The 18,260-nt window shown below is 43.6% G+C and carries 19 protein-coding genes, 1 tRNA gene and 3 riboswitches; of the genes, 7 read left to right on the top strand and 13 right to left on the bottom strand.

Features of this window, described 5'->3' with window-relative positions:
• Positions 1-16 precede the first annotated feature (16 nt).
• On the top strand, positions 17-1,054 hold the full coding sequence (locus FYJ53_RS05315; RefSeq protein ID WP_013381617.1) for a 2-hydroxyacid dehydrogenase: 1,038 nt from the start codon (positions 17-19) through the stop codon (positions 1,052-1,054).
• A gap of 112 nt (positions 1,055-1,166) precedes the next feature.
• On the top strand, positions 1,167-2,891 hold the full coding sequence (locus FYJ53_RS05310; protein ID WP_154557078.1) for a SpoIIE family protein phosphatase: 1,725 nt from the start codon (positions 1,167-1,169) through the stop codon (positions 2,889-2,891).
• A gap of 31 nt (positions 2,892-2,922) precedes the next feature.
• On the opposite strand, the gene FYJ53_RS05305 is transcribed toward FYJ53_RS05310, so the two are convergent.
• The 9 genes from FYJ53_RS05305 to FYJ53_RS05265 form a co-directional block, all read right to left on the bottom strand.
• The gene (locus tag FYJ53_RS05305; RefSeq protein WP_154557077.1) at positions 2,923-4,884 is read right to left on the bottom strand and encodes an FUSC family protein; all 1,962 of its coding nucleotides are present in this window, start codon (positions 4,882-4,884) and stop codon (positions 2,923-2,925) included.
• 149 nt (positions 4,885-5,033) lie between these two features.
• Positions 5,034-5,315: a metal-sensing transcriptional repressor gene (locus FYJ53_RS05300; RefSeq protein ID WP_013381620.1), complete on the bottom strand. Its 282-nt coding sequence runs from the start codon at positions 5,313-5,315 to the stop codon at positions 5,034-5,036.
• A 36-nt stretch (positions 5,316-5,351) separates the two neighbouring features.
• A complete protein-coding gene (locus tag FYJ53_RS05295) occupies positions 5,352-6,680 on the bottom strand; it encodes an MATE family efflux transporter (protein ID WP_154557076.1) in 1,329 nt (442 codons plus the stop codon).
• Positions 6,681-6,780: 100 nt separating this feature from the next.
• A complete protein-coding gene (thiD, locus tag FYJ53_RS05290) occupies positions 6,781-7,566 on the bottom strand; it encodes a bifunctional hydroxymethylpyrimidine kinase/phosphomethylpyrimidine kinase (protein ID WP_013381622.1) in 786 nt (261 codons plus the stop codon).
• Complete coding sequence (gene thiE / locus FYJ53_RS05285; protein WP_154557075.1) at positions 7,559-8,212, bottom strand: thiamine phosphate synthase; 654 nt, start codon at positions 8,210-8,212, stop codon at positions 7,559-7,561. The genes thiD and thiE overlap by 8 nt, the downstream gene beginning before the upstream one ends.
• A gap of 98 nt (positions 8,213-8,310) precedes the next feature.
• On the bottom strand, positions 8,311-9,156 hold the full coding sequence (gene thiM / locus FYJ53_RS05280) for a hydroxyethylthiazole kinase (RefSeq protein WP_013381625.1): 846 nt from the start codon (positions 9,154-9,156) through the stop codon (positions 8,311-8,313).
• Positions 9,157-9,229: 73 nt separating this feature from the next.
• Positions 9,230-10,564, bottom strand: coding sequence for a phosphomethylpyrimidine synthase ThiC (gene thiC / locus FYJ53_RS05275; RefSeq protein WP_090414610.1), 1,335 nt, complete (start codon positions 10,562-10,564; stop codon positions 9,230-9,232).
• 57 nt (positions 10,565-10,621) lie between these two features.
• A riboswitch (TPP riboswitch) is annotated at positions 10,622-10,722 on the bottom strand.
• A gap of 58 nt (positions 10,723-10,780) precedes the next feature.
• Positions 10,781-11,395, bottom strand: coding sequence for a manganese efflux pump (locus FYJ53_RS05270; protein WP_013381627.1), 615 nt, complete (start codon positions 11,393-11,395; stop codon positions 10,781-10,783).
• 370 nt (positions 11,396-11,765) lie between these two features.
• A complete protein-coding gene (locus tag FYJ53_RS05265; protein WP_154557074.1) occupies positions 11,766-12,620 on the bottom strand; it encodes a hypothetical protein in 855 nt (284 codons plus the stop codon).
• A gap of 132 nt (positions 12,621-12,752) precedes the next feature.
• Here FYJ53_RS05265 and FYJ53_RS05260 point away from each other — a divergent pair, with 132 nt between their 5' ends.
• Complete coding sequence (locus tag FYJ53_RS05260) at positions 12,753-13,322, top strand: Ig-like domain-containing protein (protein ID WP_013381629.1); 570 nt, start codon at positions 12,753-12,755, stop codon at positions 13,320-13,322.
• A 37-nt stretch (positions 13,323-13,359) separates the two neighbouring features.
• Here FYJ53_RS05260 and FYJ53_RS05255 read toward each other — a convergent pair whose 3' ends face one another.
• The 4 genes from FYJ53_RS05255 to FYJ53_RS05240 all read right to left on the bottom strand — a co-directional run bounded on the left by FYJ53_RS05255 (position 13,360) and on the right by FYJ53_RS05240 (position 15,501).
• The gene (locus FYJ53_RS05255; protein ID WP_041689910.1) at positions 13,360-14,094 is read right to left on the bottom strand and encodes a gamma-glutamyl-gamma-aminobutyrate hydrolase family protein; all 735 of its coding nucleotides are present in this window, start codon (positions 14,092-14,094) and stop codon (positions 13,360-13,362) included.
• A gap of 111 nt (positions 14,095-14,205) precedes the next feature.
• Positions 14,206-14,613, bottom strand: coding sequence for a hypothetical protein (locus FYJ53_RS05250; protein ID WP_090414600.1), 408 nt, complete (start codon positions 14,611-14,613; stop codon positions 14,206-14,208).
• Positions 14,614-14,667: 54 nt separating this feature from the next.
• Positions 14,668-14,934, bottom strand: coding sequence for a hypothetical protein (locus FYJ53_RS05245; RefSeq protein ID WP_013381632.1), 267 nt, complete (start codon positions 14,932-14,934; stop codon positions 14,668-14,670).
• A 315-nt stretch (positions 14,935-15,249) separates the two neighbouring features.
• Positions 15,250-15,501: a hypothetical protein gene (locus FYJ53_RS05240; RefSeq protein ID WP_154557073.1), complete on the bottom strand. Its 252-nt coding sequence runs from the start codon at positions 15,499-15,501 to the stop codon at positions 15,250-15,252.
• A 155-nt stretch (positions 15,502-15,656) separates the two neighbouring features.
• Here FYJ53_RS05240 and FYJ53_RS05235 point away from each other — a divergent pair.
• The 4 genes from FYJ53_RS05235 to FYJ53_RS05220 all read left to right on the top strand — a co-directional run bounded on the left by FYJ53_RS05235 (position 15,657) and on the right by FYJ53_RS05220 (position 18,254).
• Positions 15,657-15,732, top strand: a tRNA-Thr gene (locus FYJ53_RS05235).
• Between the two features lie 207 nt (positions 15,733-15,939).
• Positions 15,940-16,031: riboswitch (THF riboswitch) on the top strand.
• A 126-nt stretch (positions 16,032-16,157) separates the two neighbouring features.
• Positions 16,158-16,913: a folate family ECF transporter S component gene (locus FYJ53_RS05230; protein ID WP_013381635.1), complete on the top strand. Its 756-nt coding sequence runs from the start codon at positions 16,158-16,160 to the stop codon at positions 16,911-16,913.
• Positions 16,914-17,010: 97 nt separating this feature from the next.
• Positions 17,011-17,103, top strand: a riboswitch (THF riboswitch).
• A 108-nt stretch (positions 17,104-17,211) separates the two neighbouring features.
• Positions 17,212-17,772 carry a GTP cyclohydrolase I FolE gene (folE, locus tag FYJ53_RS05225; protein WP_090414595.1) on the top strand — a complete coding sequence of 187 codons (561 nt, stop codon included), beginning with the start codon at positions 17,212-17,214 and terminating at the stop codon, positions 17,770-17,772.
• On the top strand, positions 17,769-18,254 hold the full coding sequence (locus tag FYJ53_RS05220) for an HD domain-containing protein (protein WP_154557072.1): 486 nt from the start codon (positions 17,769-17,771) through the stop codon (positions 18,252-18,254). The genes folE and FYJ53_RS05220 overlap by 4 nt, the downstream gene beginning before the upstream one ends.
• Positions 18,255-18,260 lie beyond the last annotated feature (6 nt).

Here is an 18,260-nt window from a genome sequence, read left to right as displayed (position 1 = left end):
GAAAGAAGGCACTTAAATGAAAATTGCTTTTTATGATACAAGACCCTACGATAAACTCTGGTTTGACCCTCTTCTGAAGGACGCAGGCCACGAACCGCGCTATATTGAAAACCGCTTGGATATCCATACTCTAGAGTATGCCCAGGGCGCTGACGCTATCTGTGTCTTTGTCAACGACAAGGTCACAAAGGAAATCGTAGACCGGCTGTCAGAAATGAACATACACCTCATTCTTTTGCGAAGCGCCGGCTATAATAACGTTGACATGAAGGAAGCCTATGAAAAACATATTCGGATTCTCAGGGTGCCGGCCTACTCCCCGGCTGCCGTTGCAGAATACGCTGCCTCACTGCTGCTGGCGGTTAACCGTAAAACCCATAAAGCCTATGCCCGAACCCGTGACTTCAATTTTAATATTGACGGTCTGACCGGCATGGATCTCTACGGCAAAACTGCCGGTGTCATTGGCACTGGGCGTATCGGTCAAATGATGATTGATATTTTAAAGGGCTTCCATATGAACATCATCGCTTACGATGTTTTCCCGAATTCCAAACTGGACATCCAGTACGTACCACTGGAAGAACTGATGGAAAAATCCGATATCATCTCACTCCACTGCCCTCTGACAGAAGAGACACGGCATATCATCAATGACCAGACCATTGGCATGATGAAGGATGGCGTCATTTTAATCAACACCTCACGCGGGGCGCTGATTGATACTCAGGCCTTGATTAAAGGGATTAACGCCCATAAAATTGGCGGAGTCGGCATGGATGTCTATGAGGAAGAGGACAGCTATTTCTTTGAAGATTGGTCTGATAAAATCATGGATGACCGCGATCTCGCAAGGATCATCACCTTCCCCAATGTCTTACTGACCAGCCATCAGGCCTTTTTAACAACAGAAGCGCTGCATCAGATTGCAGCTACTACCCTTGAAAACATAAAAGCGTATGAAGACGATGTATTCACCCCCAATGAAATCTGTTATCAGTGTGAAGAAAAAGGGGACTGCCACCGCCGGGAAAACCATCAAAAATGTTTCTAAACCTGTTAATTACACAAGCTCCGAAGGACAGATGACCCTATCGTCCTTCGGCTTGTTGCGTTTTAGATAATCTGTGTTATAATGGGTGCAACCTTCATCAAGGAGATTTTATATGGACAACACAAACAGGGAGCTATCCATCCCTTTTAAAATAATGATTGCCCTGATCATGGCCTTTGTCTACGCGGCTCTTAACATTCTTCTGGCAGATTTCAGCCTGGTCGAAGTGCCTTATGTATCCATCCGGCCCCAGCTCATTCTTCCCTTGCTTTCAGGGTATCTTCTGGGGCCTTTTTATGGCTTTACTGTCGGCTTTCTCGGCAACGCCATGAGTGACATGGTTACCGGTTACGGCATTGAGTTTTTGCTGAACTGGAGCATCGCCAATGGCCTGTACGGCTTAATCATGGGATTTTTCCCTAAAAACGAGGACAAAATCCGGACCAACCGGTCCTTTACCATCTTTTTTTTATATATTCTGCTGGTCAACATTGTCCCCGCAGCCTATGCCTTGCTGACGCGGGTCGTGGAACCTGGAGTCGATGCCCTGCAAAAATTTATTGGCCTGGGGCTACCCATTGTTGTCTCAAATACGCTTGTCTGTACGCTGCTTTTCCCGATAGTACTGATGTTTTTGAAAAAGATTGAGCTGAATTTTGAGATCAAAATCACTCTTTTAGTGTATTATTTTTCCCTGATCTCTGTAATGGCGGTTTTTGCAGCGACCATTGGTATCCTGTACAGCATGAACCTGCTCAACACCGATAACCAAACCTTTGCTCTGATTATTTATGACTTATCCATTATACCGCTGGTCGCCATCAACCTGATCGGTTTCGGCATTTCAAATGCCATCAGTCAAAAGCTTTTAAACCCTTTGCTGATCATGACAGAAGACATAAAACAGATGGATGGGAAAAGCTGGGATAAAAAACTGGATATCCATACAGGTGATGAGCTGGAGGTTCTCGCCACTGCTTTTAATGAAATGATTGATAAAATCAATGACACTATGCACAAGCTCTGGGATAATATTGCAGAAAAAGAACGTCTGGCGGCCGAAAAGGAAAGAACCTCTACCGAATTGAACATTGCTCAGCAGATTCAAACGGCTATGCTGCCCGATCCTTTTCCAACCTTCCCGGACCGGACAGAATTCAGCATCAGTGGCCGCATGGCTCCAGCCAAGGAAATCGGCGGCGACTTTTATGATTTCTTTTTAATGGATGATGACAAGCTCGTTTTTATCATCGCAGATGTATCGGGCAAGGGCGTTCCTGCCGCTCTTTTCATGATGAGCTCAAAGGAACATATTATCGACCAGGTGCTAACCGGTCTGGATGTTGATGAAATCTTCACAAGAGCCAACCATCATTTATATAAAAACACAGCCGAAGGTGTTTTCCTGACCACCTTCCTTGGTATACTAAACCTGAAAACCGGTATCCTGTCCTTTGTCAACGCAGGGCACAATCCCCCGCTTTTAAGACGTCAAAATGAAAAGTTTGAGTCTCTTAATATGGATTCGGGTTTTGTCATGTCCATTCTTCCCGATGTGCACTACAAGCGCCAAACGCTTAAGCTTAATCCTGGCGACACACTCTTTTTATATATGGACGGTGTCACCGAAGCAGTGGATAAAAGCGGTGTCTTTTTTCAGGAATACCGCCTAAAAAAAGCGTTGAATGAGCTCCCCCATTACGATGATCACTCTTCAGAGTATATTCTTCATCAAATTCGCGATTTTCTGTCCGAATTCACACAGGATGCCGAGCAGCACGATGACATTACCATGCTCTGCCTCAAATTCCGTCATCCAATGGTCTGTACAAATTAAAAAACCGGACTCTGTACAGGGGGCCGGTTTTTTAAAAACTACTGATGTTTTTTTCGACAAAGGCCAGAAACACCTTGGCCTCTGCCTGACCAGCGCTCAGCCGGCGCATGATGTAGCTTCCATCTGTTTTTACAATTATATCTTCCGGTTCCTGACCGGACGTATCCTCTCTTTTCAGACACTGCTGTATCTTTTTAAACCAGACTCCCAACCGTTCAACGGCTTCCCTGACAAACCATTCTTCCTTTATTTCAACTCCTTGCAGCGCAATCAGATAATAGACATCAATCAAAGCCGTCATAAGCTGACGGTTCTCCTCTAAAAAGCCTTCCACAAGCCGGCCACAAGAACCAAAGGCCGACGCCTGATAATTCATCTCAATCTGGTCGCTGATAAGATAGGATTTAAGGATAATTTCTCGAACAATGTCTCGGTGCGTCTCTCCATCCAGCAGCTCCTCTATACATCTAACCATCGCCTGGTCCAGCAGGACCAGACGATCCATATCTATTTTGAACTGATCATAATACCGCATAGGCAATATAAATTTACTGGCGAGTATGGACACAAGGACCGCACCTGTGGTAAAAAGCAGCCGCAGTTCCAAAGCGTAGGTGGACTGCATGGACAATGTTGTCTGTGAAAGCGCAAAGCAGGTGGCAAAAACCACAAGGGTTGAATAATCATCCGCCGCGTAAATGCAGAAAGCGGCAATGACCGCCAAAACCATATGTTCAGGATATGTGGTGAAAATCGAAAAAAGAAAAAAAGCGGCTATCAGCCCAATAACGGTTCCTTTTATTCGGTCCAGGCTTTTACTCACACTCTCATCATAAAAAGGACGTGTGAGTAAATAAGCGGCCAATGGCAGCCAGTATCCATGTGTTACTGGTAAAAGCCTGGATACTAAAAATGTAAACGTCAAAACCAACGATAGCCTGACGCCAAAACGAAATTTAAAAGACGATCTTGAAAGATGGGCATAGAGACGCCACAACATTCTCGATTTTCTTGGCACCACCCATTCCCTGTAAATACCCTTTCCGGCTGTTTCCGAAATGCCCTCCAAAGCGTTGATCAAAAGATTAATATCCAGCAGCATACTGTCATTAATATCCGCCTGATCCATAAAACAGTGGTCAGAAAAATCAATTAACTCGTGGATAACTTCGTTGTATTCACGGCTGTCAAAAACCCCGTTCAGGTGTTCCAGAACCTTTATAAGTTTCTCAAGATAAAGCCTGTTGGCATCAGTCATCAGTTCTGGCTTTCTGAAAAATGTCAGTATTAAATTTTCCATTCGCTGGAAAATCATCACCAGCCGAAAATAGCAGGCGCCCTCAATGGTTGTAAAATATCGAAACCGCCTTGTTTTATAAATCCGGCCGCACAGGTTCTGGTTGATATTTAAAAGGGCGCGCTGCGCCTCCTGGGCCGCTTTATGGTTGCCCTGAATCAGAGCCGAAAAAGACTCTGTGATCTTGATAAAAGCATTTTTTGAAATATCATGAATAGCTGGTACTGGCCTAAAATGCTTCCATATCCTCAAGCCAATATAGACCAGAAGAAAAGAGTAGACCAGCGCCAAAAGACGCATGGGAATATCGGTCAGCTGAATGGGGATCAGCTGCATAAAAACAAAACTCATTCCAAAAGGAAAGTAGCTGCCAGGTGTATACTCATCCGTCATAAAATAAACGAGTAAAAACGGAACCGCTAAATTAACGATAAGCGTCATCGCAAGGTTAAGCCCTGCCGCAAAGGCGCAAAAGGCGAGAAGTATGTTAATGCTCAGGGCTCTCAGGATATGCCACTCCACCCCATTCTCATCACGTGTTCTGAGAAAAAGAACGGTTACCGGTGACGCCAGCATAGCGTTAGCCACACCGAAAAAAAACTGATTTGAAAAGAAAATAGATAAAAGGATCAGCGCAGGCGGAAATGCCTTGATGAAATGCTCTTTAATTTTCAGGGCTTTTATAGACTCTCGCATACTGCTCTCACCTCTTTATCCCCTGTTTTTAAAACTTTGACACGAAAAATGAAGACCCACTTCCTGGCTAAACGCCTGTGTCCGTAAACCAAAAGAACATAACAGAAGGTCTTCAAATTTTAGAATATCATAAAATCCTTTAAATATTATTATTTTATAAACTTGTCGATGGCATCATTTAATTCCGCTAAAACCTCCAGATCATTTTCCTCCACAGCATCAACAACACAATGGCTGATATGATCTTTTAAAATCAACTTACCAATATTATTGATAGCAGATTTCACTGCAGATACCTGTATTAGAATTTCACTGCAATCTCTTCCTTCCTCCACCATCCTTTTTACAGACTCCATATGGCCGATGGCCCGTGACATCCGGTTGATAACCGCCCTGCGGTTTTCATGCTCATGTTCATGCTTAGCTGCCATTTTATTTCTCCTGTTCACCTTATTCTTTTATCTGTATTATATAGCAACCATCTGCCATTTGCCACCATTAAAACGCCGAAGCAGTAAAAAGCCCCGCACTGAGATATCAATAATATAGGCTGTCCATACCCCTATCAGACCAAAGCCGCAGATAATGCCAAGAAAATAACCAATGCAGACCCTTATCCCCCAGATACCAAACAGCGTTAAAAACATGGGATACCGCGTATCGCCAGCTCCCTGCAGAGCACTCTCGATGACTTGTGTGATCGCGCTGCAAGGCTGAAAAAAGGCAATCATCCGCAGAACTCCCACTGTAAGCATCTGCACCTCCGGTGTTGAGCTGAAGGCAGCTGCAAAGAACGGCGCAAAAATGAAAATTATGATCCCCATTGATACCATAAAGATTGTTGAAAGCGCGTTCGCAGCCAGCGCCATCCGGTGTGCCTTCTCCGGATTGTTCTCTCCCAGGCCAATGCCCACCAGTGTTGCAGCTGCCACACCAAACCCCATGGAAGGGATATAGGTATAGTTTTCAATGGTTCCTGCAATGTTATGGGCCACATAGGCGTATGACCCGATGGATAAAATCATGGCACCGTATACCAGCTGGCCTGCACGCATAATAAGCTTTTCTCCGCCAGCAGGGACGCCAATACGCAAAATTGACCGGATCATTTCCACATCAACACCCCAGCCCCTGAGCGGCAGTCTCAAAAATCCGGTTCCCTTTGTCAGCCAGATAAACAGAATACCGACGCCAAAAGCACGGGACAACGTTGTCGCAAGAGCCAGTCCCATAATACCAAGTCCAAGCTTTATAAAAAAAATATTAAATAAAATGTTCAGTACATTGGCGATCCCTGTGGCGGCCATTGGCGTAACATTGTCCTTAGTAGCTCTCAGACAGCTGGATAAAACCAACGAAAGACATAAGAACACAATGGGAACGACCACGACCATATAATATGGTATGGCATAAACCAAAATGTCCTCACCGGCACCAGAAATTTCAAGAATTGGCCTGTAAAACAATAAGTTCAGCGCCCCGACACTAATACCGATAAAAAGGCTGAGCAAAAAAGATTGCTGGAGTGCCCTGTTCCCCCTTTCAGCATCACTACGGCCAACATATCTACCAATAACTGCCAATGTGCCAACACTGACGGCTGTAAAAAAAGCAATAAAGATATTGACAATCAGGTTCGTTACGCCAACTGCTGCAATGGCATCATCTGAGATCTGTCCTGCAAAAAAGGTATCAACCGTCCCCAAAAGTGTCTGTAGAACAGTCTCCACCATTACCGGCAACGCTAACAAACCAATGACCTTCAGATCGTTTCTATTCATTTTCAAATGAAACATGATGTACCTCCATAACCCCTACGGGAGGTTATGTTCAGTATAGCATCCTTTATGCGGTTTTACAAGCAAATTAAAAACCCCCTTAGGGGGTTAAGTAAAATTATTTTTTCAATTGATACAAATGATTCAACGGTCCGTTTCCCTTTCCAAGATCAAGGCCATCCAATATTGCGCCATACACATAGGCTTTCGCATTTTTAACAGCATCCATCATAGCAACGCCCTGTGCCAGATTTGCGGCAATCGCAGAGGACAACGTACAGCCGGTACCATGCGTGTTGGGATTGTCGACCTTTTCTTCGGGGAGCCAGTAGCCAAAACCCTCATAATAAAACAAGTCATCTGCCCGGTCCTCTAAATGTCCACCTTTTACCAATATTGCACCTTTATAATAGCCAGCAATATCACGGGCAGCGCGGATCATATCATTTTTAGATTTAATGGGAATACCTGACAAAATCTCAGCCTCCGAAATGTTCGGAGTGATCAAATCCGCCAATGGCATGAGTTCGTTAATTAAAACTGACTGGGCTGTCCTGTCAAAAAGTGCGTCACCACTTGTGGCAACCATGACCGGGTCCAGCACAATATTCTTGGGGGCATATTCCTTTAACTTTTTCGCAATGGCATGGATAATCGCTTCTGAAGAAACCATACCTATTTTCACCGCATCTGGCACAATGTCTGTAAAGACTGCATCCATCTGGGCTTCCACCATCTTTTCAGAAATATTTTCTACAGTGAATACACCAGTTGTATTCTGTGCTGTTATGGCCGTAATGACGCTCATACCATAAACACCGTAAACCGTAAAAGTTTTGAGATCTGCCTGTATACCTGCACCTCCGCTGCAATCGGAGCCTGCAATTGTCAATGCCTTAATCATTTGATTTCACCATCTTTTCAGATAATTTTCGAATTTTCTGTGCCGCCGCCCGTGTATCTGGCTGAGCAAACACCGCAGAGATAACCGCGACGCCGTCAACCTTTGAGCCAGAGAGCTCTAAAAGATTTTCTTCACTGATACCACCAATGGCAACCACAGGGATTTTCACACTGCTGCAGATGCTCTTAAGTGTCTCAAAAGAAACCGCTTTGGCATCCGTCTTCGTAGAAGTTGAGAAAACTGCCCCCACACCGAGATAATCCGCGCCTTCCTTCTCTGCTGCCAAAGCCTGTTCCAGTGTCTGCGCAGATACACCCAGAATTTTATTTGGGCCGATCTTCTTACGGGTTTCCGCAACAGCGCCATCGCTTTGCCCAATGTGTACTCCGTCTGCGTCCACCTCTAAAGCAATTTCTATCTCATCATTGATGACATAGGGGATCCCTGCGGCCCTTGCCAGTTCCTTCAGGCTTCGTGCTTCGTGTAGAAAATCCTGATGCGCCATGTCCTTTTCCCTGATCTGAAGAAAGGTAGCACCGCCATCTATCGCAGCACAAACCTCTTCCTCAAGGGTACTTTCGCCAAGCCAGGAACGGTCTGTAACGATATAGAGCAGCATATCTTCTTTTTTCACATTGTTTTTCATAATTCTCCTAATTTGACAGTCAAATTTCAACTTTCACTTTTCCTGTTTATTTTATACCCGATTGAAATATTTTATAACATTATTTTAGCTTTTTCACCTCATGGAATCAAGGTAATTTTTGCATAAGTTTCAATGGTTTTTCCTGTCATCGTACTGATATTATCAATGATAAAAGTCCTTAGACTTCCTGTCCCCAGCTGATTATTTGTAACCTGACGTGAAGCCAGCTCACCGGCAATTCCCATGCTGGCCACCGCGCATACCACCGCTTCCAAAGCCTTCTCAGGATTGGCTGCCACATAGGCTGCCGTCATGGCACTGAGCATGCAGCCCGTACCAGTAATCTTAGACATATCGTGATGTCCGTTTTTGACCACATAAGCTTTCCCAGCATCTGCAATAAGGTCCATTGCTCCTGTGACCGCAATGACCGCACCTGCTCTTTCAGCCAGCTCTTTAGCTAAAGTGACGGTAGTGTCCAGTGTCTCATCAGTCACTTCATCATTAACATCGGCATCTACCCCCTTTGTGGTACCTGCTCCAGCATAAACCGTCTTAATTTCAGAGATATTACCACGGATAACAGCAAACTTCACTTCTTTCAATAGCTGATAAGTTGTTTCTGTTCTGAACTTTGAAGCGCCGGCCCCCACAGGGTCCAGTATCACAGGATGCCCCAGTTCATTGGCTTTTTTCCCCGCGGCAATCATAGATTCTACAGTCCGGCTGTTCAGTGTCCCGATATTGAGTACCAAAGCACTGCAAATGGTGGTAATCTCCTCTACCTCTTCAATATCATCTGCCATGATCGGGGATGACCCCATGGCCAAAAGTATATTTGCACAGTCATTGACTGTGACATAATTGGTAATATTATGAACCAGTTGTGGCTTTATCTGGGTGTTTTCAAAAATATCGACAAAATTTTTGTTTAATTGGATCATCTTTTCTCCTTTAAAGTGAAAGCGCAGGTGACTGCCGGCCTTTTAAGCCGCACCATTCACCTGCGCACCTGGTTTATTTATCAGAAGGACACTCCTTTGTGTCTTCCATAATGTCCACATGCTCTCCGTTTAAAACCTTGTTCATGTTTCTAACTGAGCACATCTTTCCGCACATGGTACAGGTATCCTGGTTCTCTGGGGTCGACTCCGCGCGGTAACGCTTTGCTTTTTCGGGATCAATGGCAAGGCCAAACATTTTTTCCCAGTCCAGCTCGCGTCTGGCAACTCCCATCTGATAATCCCAATCAGCCGCCCCTGGCAGTCCTTTGGCAATATCCGCTGCGTGGGCTGCAATTTTTGACGCGATAATACCCTCCTTAACGTCATCGACATCCGGTAGTCTCAAATGCTCAGCTGGTGTGACATAGCACAGGAAGGACGCCCCGTAGGTCGCCGCGATAGCACCGCCAATGGCCGAAGTAATATGGTCATAGCCTGGCGCGATGTCCGTTACGAGTGGGCCAAGCACATAGAAGGGGGCGCCTTTGCAGATTGTCTGCTGAATTTCCATATTAGCCTGAATCTGGTTAAGCGGCATATGACCAGGCCCTTCAACAATGATCTGGACATTCTTATCCCATGCACGCTGTGTCAGTTCTCCAAGAACCACCAGCTCAGAAATCTGTGAAATATCACCGGCATCCGCAATACATCCAGGTCTGCAGGCGTCACCAAGGCTAATGGTAACATCATACTCCTGACAGATTTCCAGAATCTCATCATAAAACTCAAAGAATGGGTTTTCATTGCCGGTCATTTCCATCCATGCAAAAATAAGCGAACCTCCGCGGGATACAATATTCATCAAACGTCCGTTATTCTTGAAGCGGTCTGCAGTTGAACGGTTGATCCCACAATGCAGCGTCAGAAAATCAACACCATCCTCTGCATGCATGCGCACAACATCGATCCACTCCTGAGAAGTAATCTCCTGAAGCGGCTTATTGTAATAAACCACAGCATCGTAGATTGGTACAGTGCCGAGCATGGCCGGGCAGCTCTCTGTCAGTTTGCGTCTGAATTTGCGTGTATCTCCAAAAGAGCTCAGGTCCATGATGGCTTCTGCGCCCATGTCAACAGCACGCTTCACCTTTTCCATTTCTACATCCAGGTTCAAACAGTCTCTGGATGTTCCAAGATTGACGTTGATCTTTGTCTTCAACGCACTGCCGACCCCATAGGGTGTCAGGCAACGGTGATTCTTGTTGGCAGGTATAGCAACCTGCCCTTTTGCCACCAGGCCCATTAAATTACTTAAAGGCATATTTTCATATTCCGCGACGCGCTTCATCGCTTCCGTTTCAATGCCACGGCGCGCGGCATCCATTTGAGTTGTGAACAGCTCCATATTTTCTCCTTAACTTTTTCAGTTTTTCAACAAAAAAAGCGCACCCACGGGTACGCGCTTAGCTCAACTTGTCCTCCCTACGACGGCGTTACACCGCATCAGGTAAAACGGGTTTAGGATTCAATCCAATCTCAGCAAAAGCTCCCCGGGCATCAACTCATTTGTCTTTCTAATTCTATCCTAAGTGCACCAAAATAACAAGAAGTTTCTTCATATTTACCAAAACATTTCAATTAAACCTAAGATAACCAATAATACACCAGAAACGGCCGGCGCATAATCCCCCAAAAGAGGGCCGACCACCTGTCCTCCAAGCCGGAAGCCAGACCATAAAGCAACAAGGCTTATAATAAACGTACACACAGCAGTCAGGCCAATACTGACGCCTGTGATACTGGCGGCTATCCCTGTTCCCAGATTATTAAAGGTCAGACCAAGGGCAACTGTTACAATTTCACGGTAGCGAATATGGTCCTTATCCTGAACCGATGCATCCATCACATCTGCCATTTCACCTGTATTTTTCATAGCGTAGCTGCCTGATTTTTTCTCCTTTAAAAGCTTGATGATTCCCTGTATGGCAAAATAAACACCCAGCAGTATAATAATCCCAGCGCCAAGATCATTTCCTATCCTGTCTGGAATATAACCAGACAGCCACTTGCCAAAGAGCATGGCGATGACCGTTCCTGTTGTTGTAATAACAGCCACAGTCAGGTTCGAAACCGCGTTAAGATGAATTTTTTTAATTCCGAAGGCCAGACCAACCACAATGTTATCAAGATTGGACGAAAGGCTGAATAGCAAAGCGGATACAATGAAAATAAGCATTTTACCATGCTCCCTGTTTATTTTATACGTTCTTTTTTATATTATACCTTTTTATCCATGTGAATTATCGCTGTCCTCTGGTAAATTTTATCAAAAAACAAAGATACCTGGCACCCCCTTGCACCAGGTATCTAACTCCCCTTCATTTTCCCCATTAAGAAAACGTTCATCCAGATATCATTTTCGAAGATGGTATCCCCCTTGATTCCACCTTATATCTTACGTTTCAAAAACGTTTTCATTAACTGTCAATAATGATAACATTTCCATCAGTAATTGTCAAGTTATTTTATTAACAAATCGGCTACAGAAACCCTAAACCCAATTAAATGCAGAGAGAGGCGCCACATTTTCGCAGCACCTCCCTGTTTTACTCTTTGGTGTTTATCCCAGAATTTCTCGAATTTTCAAAAGTATCCGTTTCCGCATTTTCTTCCAACTGTTTCTTCTTGAGCTTTGGCATAAAACGTTTGACAAAGGTCCCTTTTCCACGGCCCTTAATGTAAAACAAACCAAAAACCGAGAAGACCACTGCGCCGATAAAATTAACGAATAAATCGGACATTGTATCCACCAGTCCAATATCAATATAACCGCCATAGTTCCAGGTCTGCCCATTAACCACAATACTCTCGATTGGGATGGTTACCGCAACATTTTTGCCTTCAGGGTTAAATATAACCGAGCTGATACTGTGAATGATCGTATCTTTTTGCATATCGGTTTGGAAAAACCAATCAGCTCCAAACTCAAAAAACTCCCAAAGCACACCAATGGTCATTGAAAAACAAAATGCAAAAACAGCTACAAAAACCGGTGAAAGGCTCATGCTGAAATTTTCATTTTGATTTAAAATATCAATCAATGAAAAGCCAATGGCCGCCATTAAAAAACCGTTTATGGTGTGCAGCATCGCATCCCAATGGTCAAAAATCAGATAATATTCCTGAATCTCACCTAAAATTTCTGCTGAAAAAATAAATAATATAATAATAATTTCAAGAGTTGTTGGCATTTCAATGTGAAGCTGCTTGTCCACAAAGCTTGGAATCATAAATAAAATCAATGTCAGCACACATAGAAAAACGTTGTTCCAGTTTTGATTCCAGATCTGTGCGATCATAACTGCAACAACTAAGACACGAAGCAGTATATACAAAAAAACCTTGCCACGGCTTTTTCCTGCTGATTCACCTGTATTCTTTTCTCTCTTTTCCTTTTTCAAAAACTATCTCCCTTCTAAAAATTTTCACTGCTTTTCTGAACCATTATAACACACATGCAGAAAAATCGTTTTTTATTTAAGAATTTTGGGTAATTGTTATTACATCTTATGTAAAATGAAGGAGTAGCTAAAATGAAAAATAAATGTTTAAAAATAAGCTTTACTGTGATTCTCTCCATTCTGCTGTTGAGCAGCTTCAGCCCAATTTTGGCTGAAACACCAGCCGGAGACCCTGCTCTCAACGAGGGGGCGGTTGGCAGTCCTCTCACCTTAACCTCCAGCGTCCCACAGGACGGCGCCACAAATGTACAGCCCTTCACGGAAATTTCCGTATCCTTTAACCAGAATGTGGTCAACACAGCCGTAAGGGCGACAAACGAGAAGGCTGTAAGCCTTTGGAGTAAGGGCAAACAGGTGGATGCCGACATTGTCTTATCCGATGATCTGATTGATCCTGAAGACTGGGGGACCATCCGCATTAATCCAAAGAATAATTTGAAAAGCAATCAAGAATACATCATAAAAGTGGATAAAATCTTGACTTCAACAACAGGAGAACACTTGCAGGCCCCTGTGGAAATTCATTTTACCACTGTAAAATCCGCTTCTTCCATTACCGGAACTTCAATTGCAGTGGTTGCTGCCATTGTCATCATCGCCGCTATTATTATTGGTATTCTCTACAAAAGGCGCAAACGTTAATTTAAAAAGACGCATCCGATAATGGATGCGTCTTTTATTATGCCTTATTTTTCGCTGCCTCCACAAAGGCTTTAAATAAATCATATTCGTATGAACGCTTAGGCCACAGAAACTCAGGATGCCACTGGATTGCCAGACCATAAGTCATATCTGGTATCTCAACAGCTTCCACCAGTCCATCCTTTGCGCGCGCTGTCGCCTCCAGTTCTGGGGAAAGCTCCGCGATTCCCTGGTGGTGCATACTGTTGACACGAATTGTTTTTTCACCGATAATTTCAAACAGCTTACTGCCTTCTTTAATCTCAATATCGTGCACCGGAAAAACAAACTCTGTTTTCTGGGAATGCTGTACAGGATCTGGATCCTTTTTTTGTGCGATCAGATCCTGATAAAGCGTACCGCCCAGAGCCACATTAAAAAACTGAAGGCCGCGGCAGACACCAAAAAGGGCTTTGTCCTGTTTCCGGACTTCATCAAACAAAATCACTTCCATATAATCCCGTTCCGGCGAAACCTCATTGCAATATTCGGTCATTTCCTGATTGTAGAGCGCCGGGTCCACATCCTGTCCGCCAGTAAATAAAAAGCCGTCAAACTCATTTACCAACGCACGTATATCCGCTTCATTTTTTAAGAGCGGCAAAAGAAAAGGCATGCCGGAGACCTCCAGAATACCATTTAAATATCCCGGAAAAATCCAGATGCTGTTCCATTTACTTGCCTGTTTTGTATCATAAAGGGGCAGTACCCCTATTTTAGGTTTTCTTTCCATTCTGTTTTCCTCCAACAAAATATAAAAAAAGTATTTCCTCAAGCTTTTGCCATTGAAATACTTTAAAATAATATTACCCCAAATTCTTTGAAATAACAAGCCTTTTCTTTATCAGTCAATCCCAAAATCGGCCATGCGCTTGTCCAGTTCGGCCATGGCATCGTCATCCAGATCATAACGATCCAGCAGGTTCAAAAGATCCTCGCATTTTTCACGGATAGCTCCTGCGGTGGCTTCATCGCCCTCTTCCTTGAAAACCTTGCTGTCCTCTTTTAACAGGTCCACAAGTGTCAGCACCTTTTTAGGTTCGACCTCCCCAAAATTTCCCAAAAGATCAAAGACAGTTTCTGATGGCAGGCTGAGAATCATATCAAGCGACATGCCCAGAAGGCTTTGATACTGATCATTGGCCAGTGAGTGACACTCTGCATATTCCTTTTTTGACCGCTTGAAAATTATTTCGCTGACTGCCCGGCACATTGCTCCGATCATTTCCATCAAATAGTCATTTTTCAGCATGGTTTTCTCCTGTCTGTTTATACCTGAAAAAATCCCGGCGAACCGGGACCTTTTTTATTCGGTTGTTGTATCCTCTACTACCTGGACCTCACCGTTTTCCATGTCAACGGTTATACTGACAAACTGCGTTTCATTCTTTTCGTCACCGGCTGTCAAAATCTCATCGGCGTTCACATCATCCATTTTCCAGGTAATTTTAAAAATATTTCCTATCGTTTCAGAGCTGGAAGTCATGTTCTTCGTGTTCTGACGAAGAAACTCCTGTCCTATATGCTCTATAAACTTTCTTGTCGCAATTTTCTCTGCTGCGTAAGCATCCATCCTTTTTCCACCTCATTCTATATCATTCAATACATTTATAGACTTATTTTACCACTTTAGCCGTTCTTTATCAATAAAAAGACTGGCATCTCTCCAAAAATATTTATCTACAAGCACCTCAAATACGTTTCAGATAAATAAAATTATTGATTTTTATCCTTTTTGCCTTTATTGGTTTTATAACAAATAAATTTTTGATTTATCCCTTGACTTGCCCGGTCCATTTCGCTATACTATGATTCGATTCTAGTTCAACGGATCTTGATGTTCAATAACGGAGAGGTCTGACCGACCTTCACTTGATATAGCTTTTGTTCAGGGCATAAAACTACATTCAAGTGAAGCGCCGTTTTCTTTCAGCCAGCTTCTGGATTTTTCTTTTTGCTCAAAACTGGCATCTCTTATCTGTAAAACAGCTTTATGAATGCTTTCTAAAAAAGCGTCATCATTATCTGAAATAAACAACCCAAATTTTATACAATAAACCTTAATCTGGTTCATATCCAAAGACAGAAGCGCAGTGTTTCTTTCCTTTTCCGAGTGTTCAAGCGACTGTAAATAATTCATTTTTAAACTCCTTTTCCATTTTTTCACTTTATTTCTTAAGCATATACCCATGCATTACCGCCAGATTCACTTTTTTAAAAAGCATCGCAGAGATTAAAAATAAAGGATTGCCAAAACATCTTCATTGTGTTATTATATGAGAGCTGAAATCTTAAGCTGAAGTGGCACAGATGGTAGCGCAATTGATTCGTAATCAATAGGTCAGGGGTTCGATTCCCCTCTTCAGCTCCATTAAAAAACAGGGCGGGTTTACCAGACTGGTAGATCCGCTTTTTTAGTGGTTGTGCTGTTTATTATCCCGACAGGTCTACAATCTTTTTACTGCCTGTCTGAAAGCCTTATAAACAGCCGTCTTCTCTCCATCGTAAATGTTTAAATAATATCCTTAAAAATCATTGCACAATATATAAACCTGTGCTATGATGGGGCTAATCAATACAAAGAGTAGACAAGGTGCGTAAAGTGTTAAAGGATGGGAAGTTGCCTTTAAACGAAAATAGGTCATTGCGGTACCTTGTCGCTTCCGCTTGTACAAATCAACAACCCTGTCCGCAGGGAGCCTGGCTGTCCTACAGATGCAGGCAAGTCTTATCCTCCGGGATACAATAGTTGTAGGCGTGCGGAAGCATTACTTTCAGAAATTGAAGGAGGTTCTCATGAAAAGTAATGCTTTATCCCGTGGCACCACCCGTACGAAACTGGTCGTCAATTGTGGTTTGCTCATTGCCATCAGTATTGTGCTGAAAATTTTATTCGAGATGTATATTCCGCTGGGTGGTTTTCCATCCCTCAGAATCAATCTGACATCTCTCCCAATTATGCTTTCTGGCATTTTATTGGGGCCACTCGCCGGTTTTATCGTTGGCTTTATTTCCGATTTGCTGTGCTTTTTCATTAAGCCCGGCGGTCCATTTTTTCTCGGTTTCACGGTTGCCAGCGGCCTGACAGGGCTGATTCCTGGTCTTTTGTGGATGCTGTTAAGAAAAAAGGAAATTAAGCATCTGGAATGGTTTAATCTTGGTTTTATCGTGTTGTCTGTTGGTGTTTTAGTATTAACCGGATTGTTCAGCTTTGAAAATGGCACAATCTACTATGCCGGTGAACCGCTAAATCCATTTGTTTTAGTGTTATTTATTGCTCTAATGGTCGGCTTTGTGATCTTCCCCATCATCACGGTCAGGCGTTCCGAGGTGCTCGGCGAATATCGAAGCGACTATATTCTGTTCATCGTCAGTGTGACCCAACTGATAACTTCCATTATTTTGAACACCTGGTTTTTAACCATTCTGTATGGTCAGGCAGTATCTGTGCTTTTACCCGCACGGATTATTACCAATATTTTCCTAATACCACTTTACACAATCGCTTTGGTGGGATTACTGAAGGTATTGCCAAAATTTGTAAAAAAATAGGTTTCAGGAGCTGTGTAAAAACAGCTCTTTTTATATTTCTAAATCTTATCATTGAAAACCTATTGCAATAGTGGTAAGATAGACACAATTAATGATAAACAGAGTAGATAAGACGCGTGAAGTGTTAAAGGATGGGAAGTTGCCTTTAAACGAAAATAGGTCATTGCGGTGTCTTATCGCTTCCGCTGTGCCCTACGATGGGGATTGTAGGTTGCGGAAGCACTGCTCTTTTTACCGGGCAGTGCTTTTTGTGTTTATTTTTAATAATCTTATAGCGTTCAATATTGGAGGAATACAAATGAACAAAGAAAAAATTATGGAAGCTGTTACCATGCTGATTGAAGCCATCGGCGAAGATCCCCAGCGTGAGGGCCTTGTAGACACACCCGACCGCATTGCGAGAATGTATGAAGAAATCTTTGCCGGTATCGGGCAGACGGCCGAAGAACACCTGTCAAAATCCTTTACCATTGAGTCCAATGATCTTGTCATTGAGCGGGACATCCCGTTTTATTCCATGTGTGAACATCATTTTCTGCCCTTCTACGGAAAAGCACATATTGCCTATGTACCAAACGGAAAGGTTGCCGGCCTCTCTAAACTGGTAAGGACTGTGGATGTTTACGCAAGGAAACCCCAGCTTCAGGAAAAGCTGACCTCAGAAATCGGCAGCGCCATCATGGAATATCTGGACGCCCAAGGCGTAATGGTCATCATTGAGGCCGAGCACCTCTGCATGAACATGCGCGGTGTCAAGCGACCCGGCACAAAAACCATCACTGCTATGAGCGATGGTATCTTAAAGACAGATGCCAGCCTTAAAAATGACGTCTATAATCTTTTAGGAATAAGAGCATGAGCTCAAAACTCACCCAGACCAACCGGCTGTTAAATCTTCCGGAATACCAGGATTATTTACACCGAATCGAGACCCATGAAAGAGATCGCCGTCTCTGCCGCCATAACCTGGCCCACTTTTTGGACGTTGCCAGAATCGCGGCCATCCTTGCAGATGAAGAAGGGCTGAGTCTGAACCGTGATCTCATTTATACTACCGCACTGCTACATGATATCGGACGTTTTATCCAATATGAAAACGGCACACCCCATGAGCAGGCTTCTCACGATCTGGCCATCGGACTTCTCAGACATCTGGATTTTTCACCAGAAGATCAGTCTGTTATTCTGGACGCGATCCTTTCCCACCGCACTGCCGGCAGCCGGGGCTTTAACGCTGTTTTTTATCAGGCTGATAAGAAATCGCGGGCCTGTTATGGCTGTGCTGCCCAGGCAGAGTGTAACTGGAACAATGAAAAGAAAAATTCAGAAATCACTTATTAATCTCAA

Origin of the sequence: Eubacterium sp. BL-380-WT-2B (genome assembly GCF_009696115.1) — a bacterium.
Lineage (GTDB): Bacteria > Bacillota > Clostridia > Eubacteriales > Eubacteriaceae > Eubacterium > Eubacterium callanderi.
Note: the sequence above shows the minus strand (reverse complement) of the source record. Positions and strands in the feature narration are given on the sequence as shown.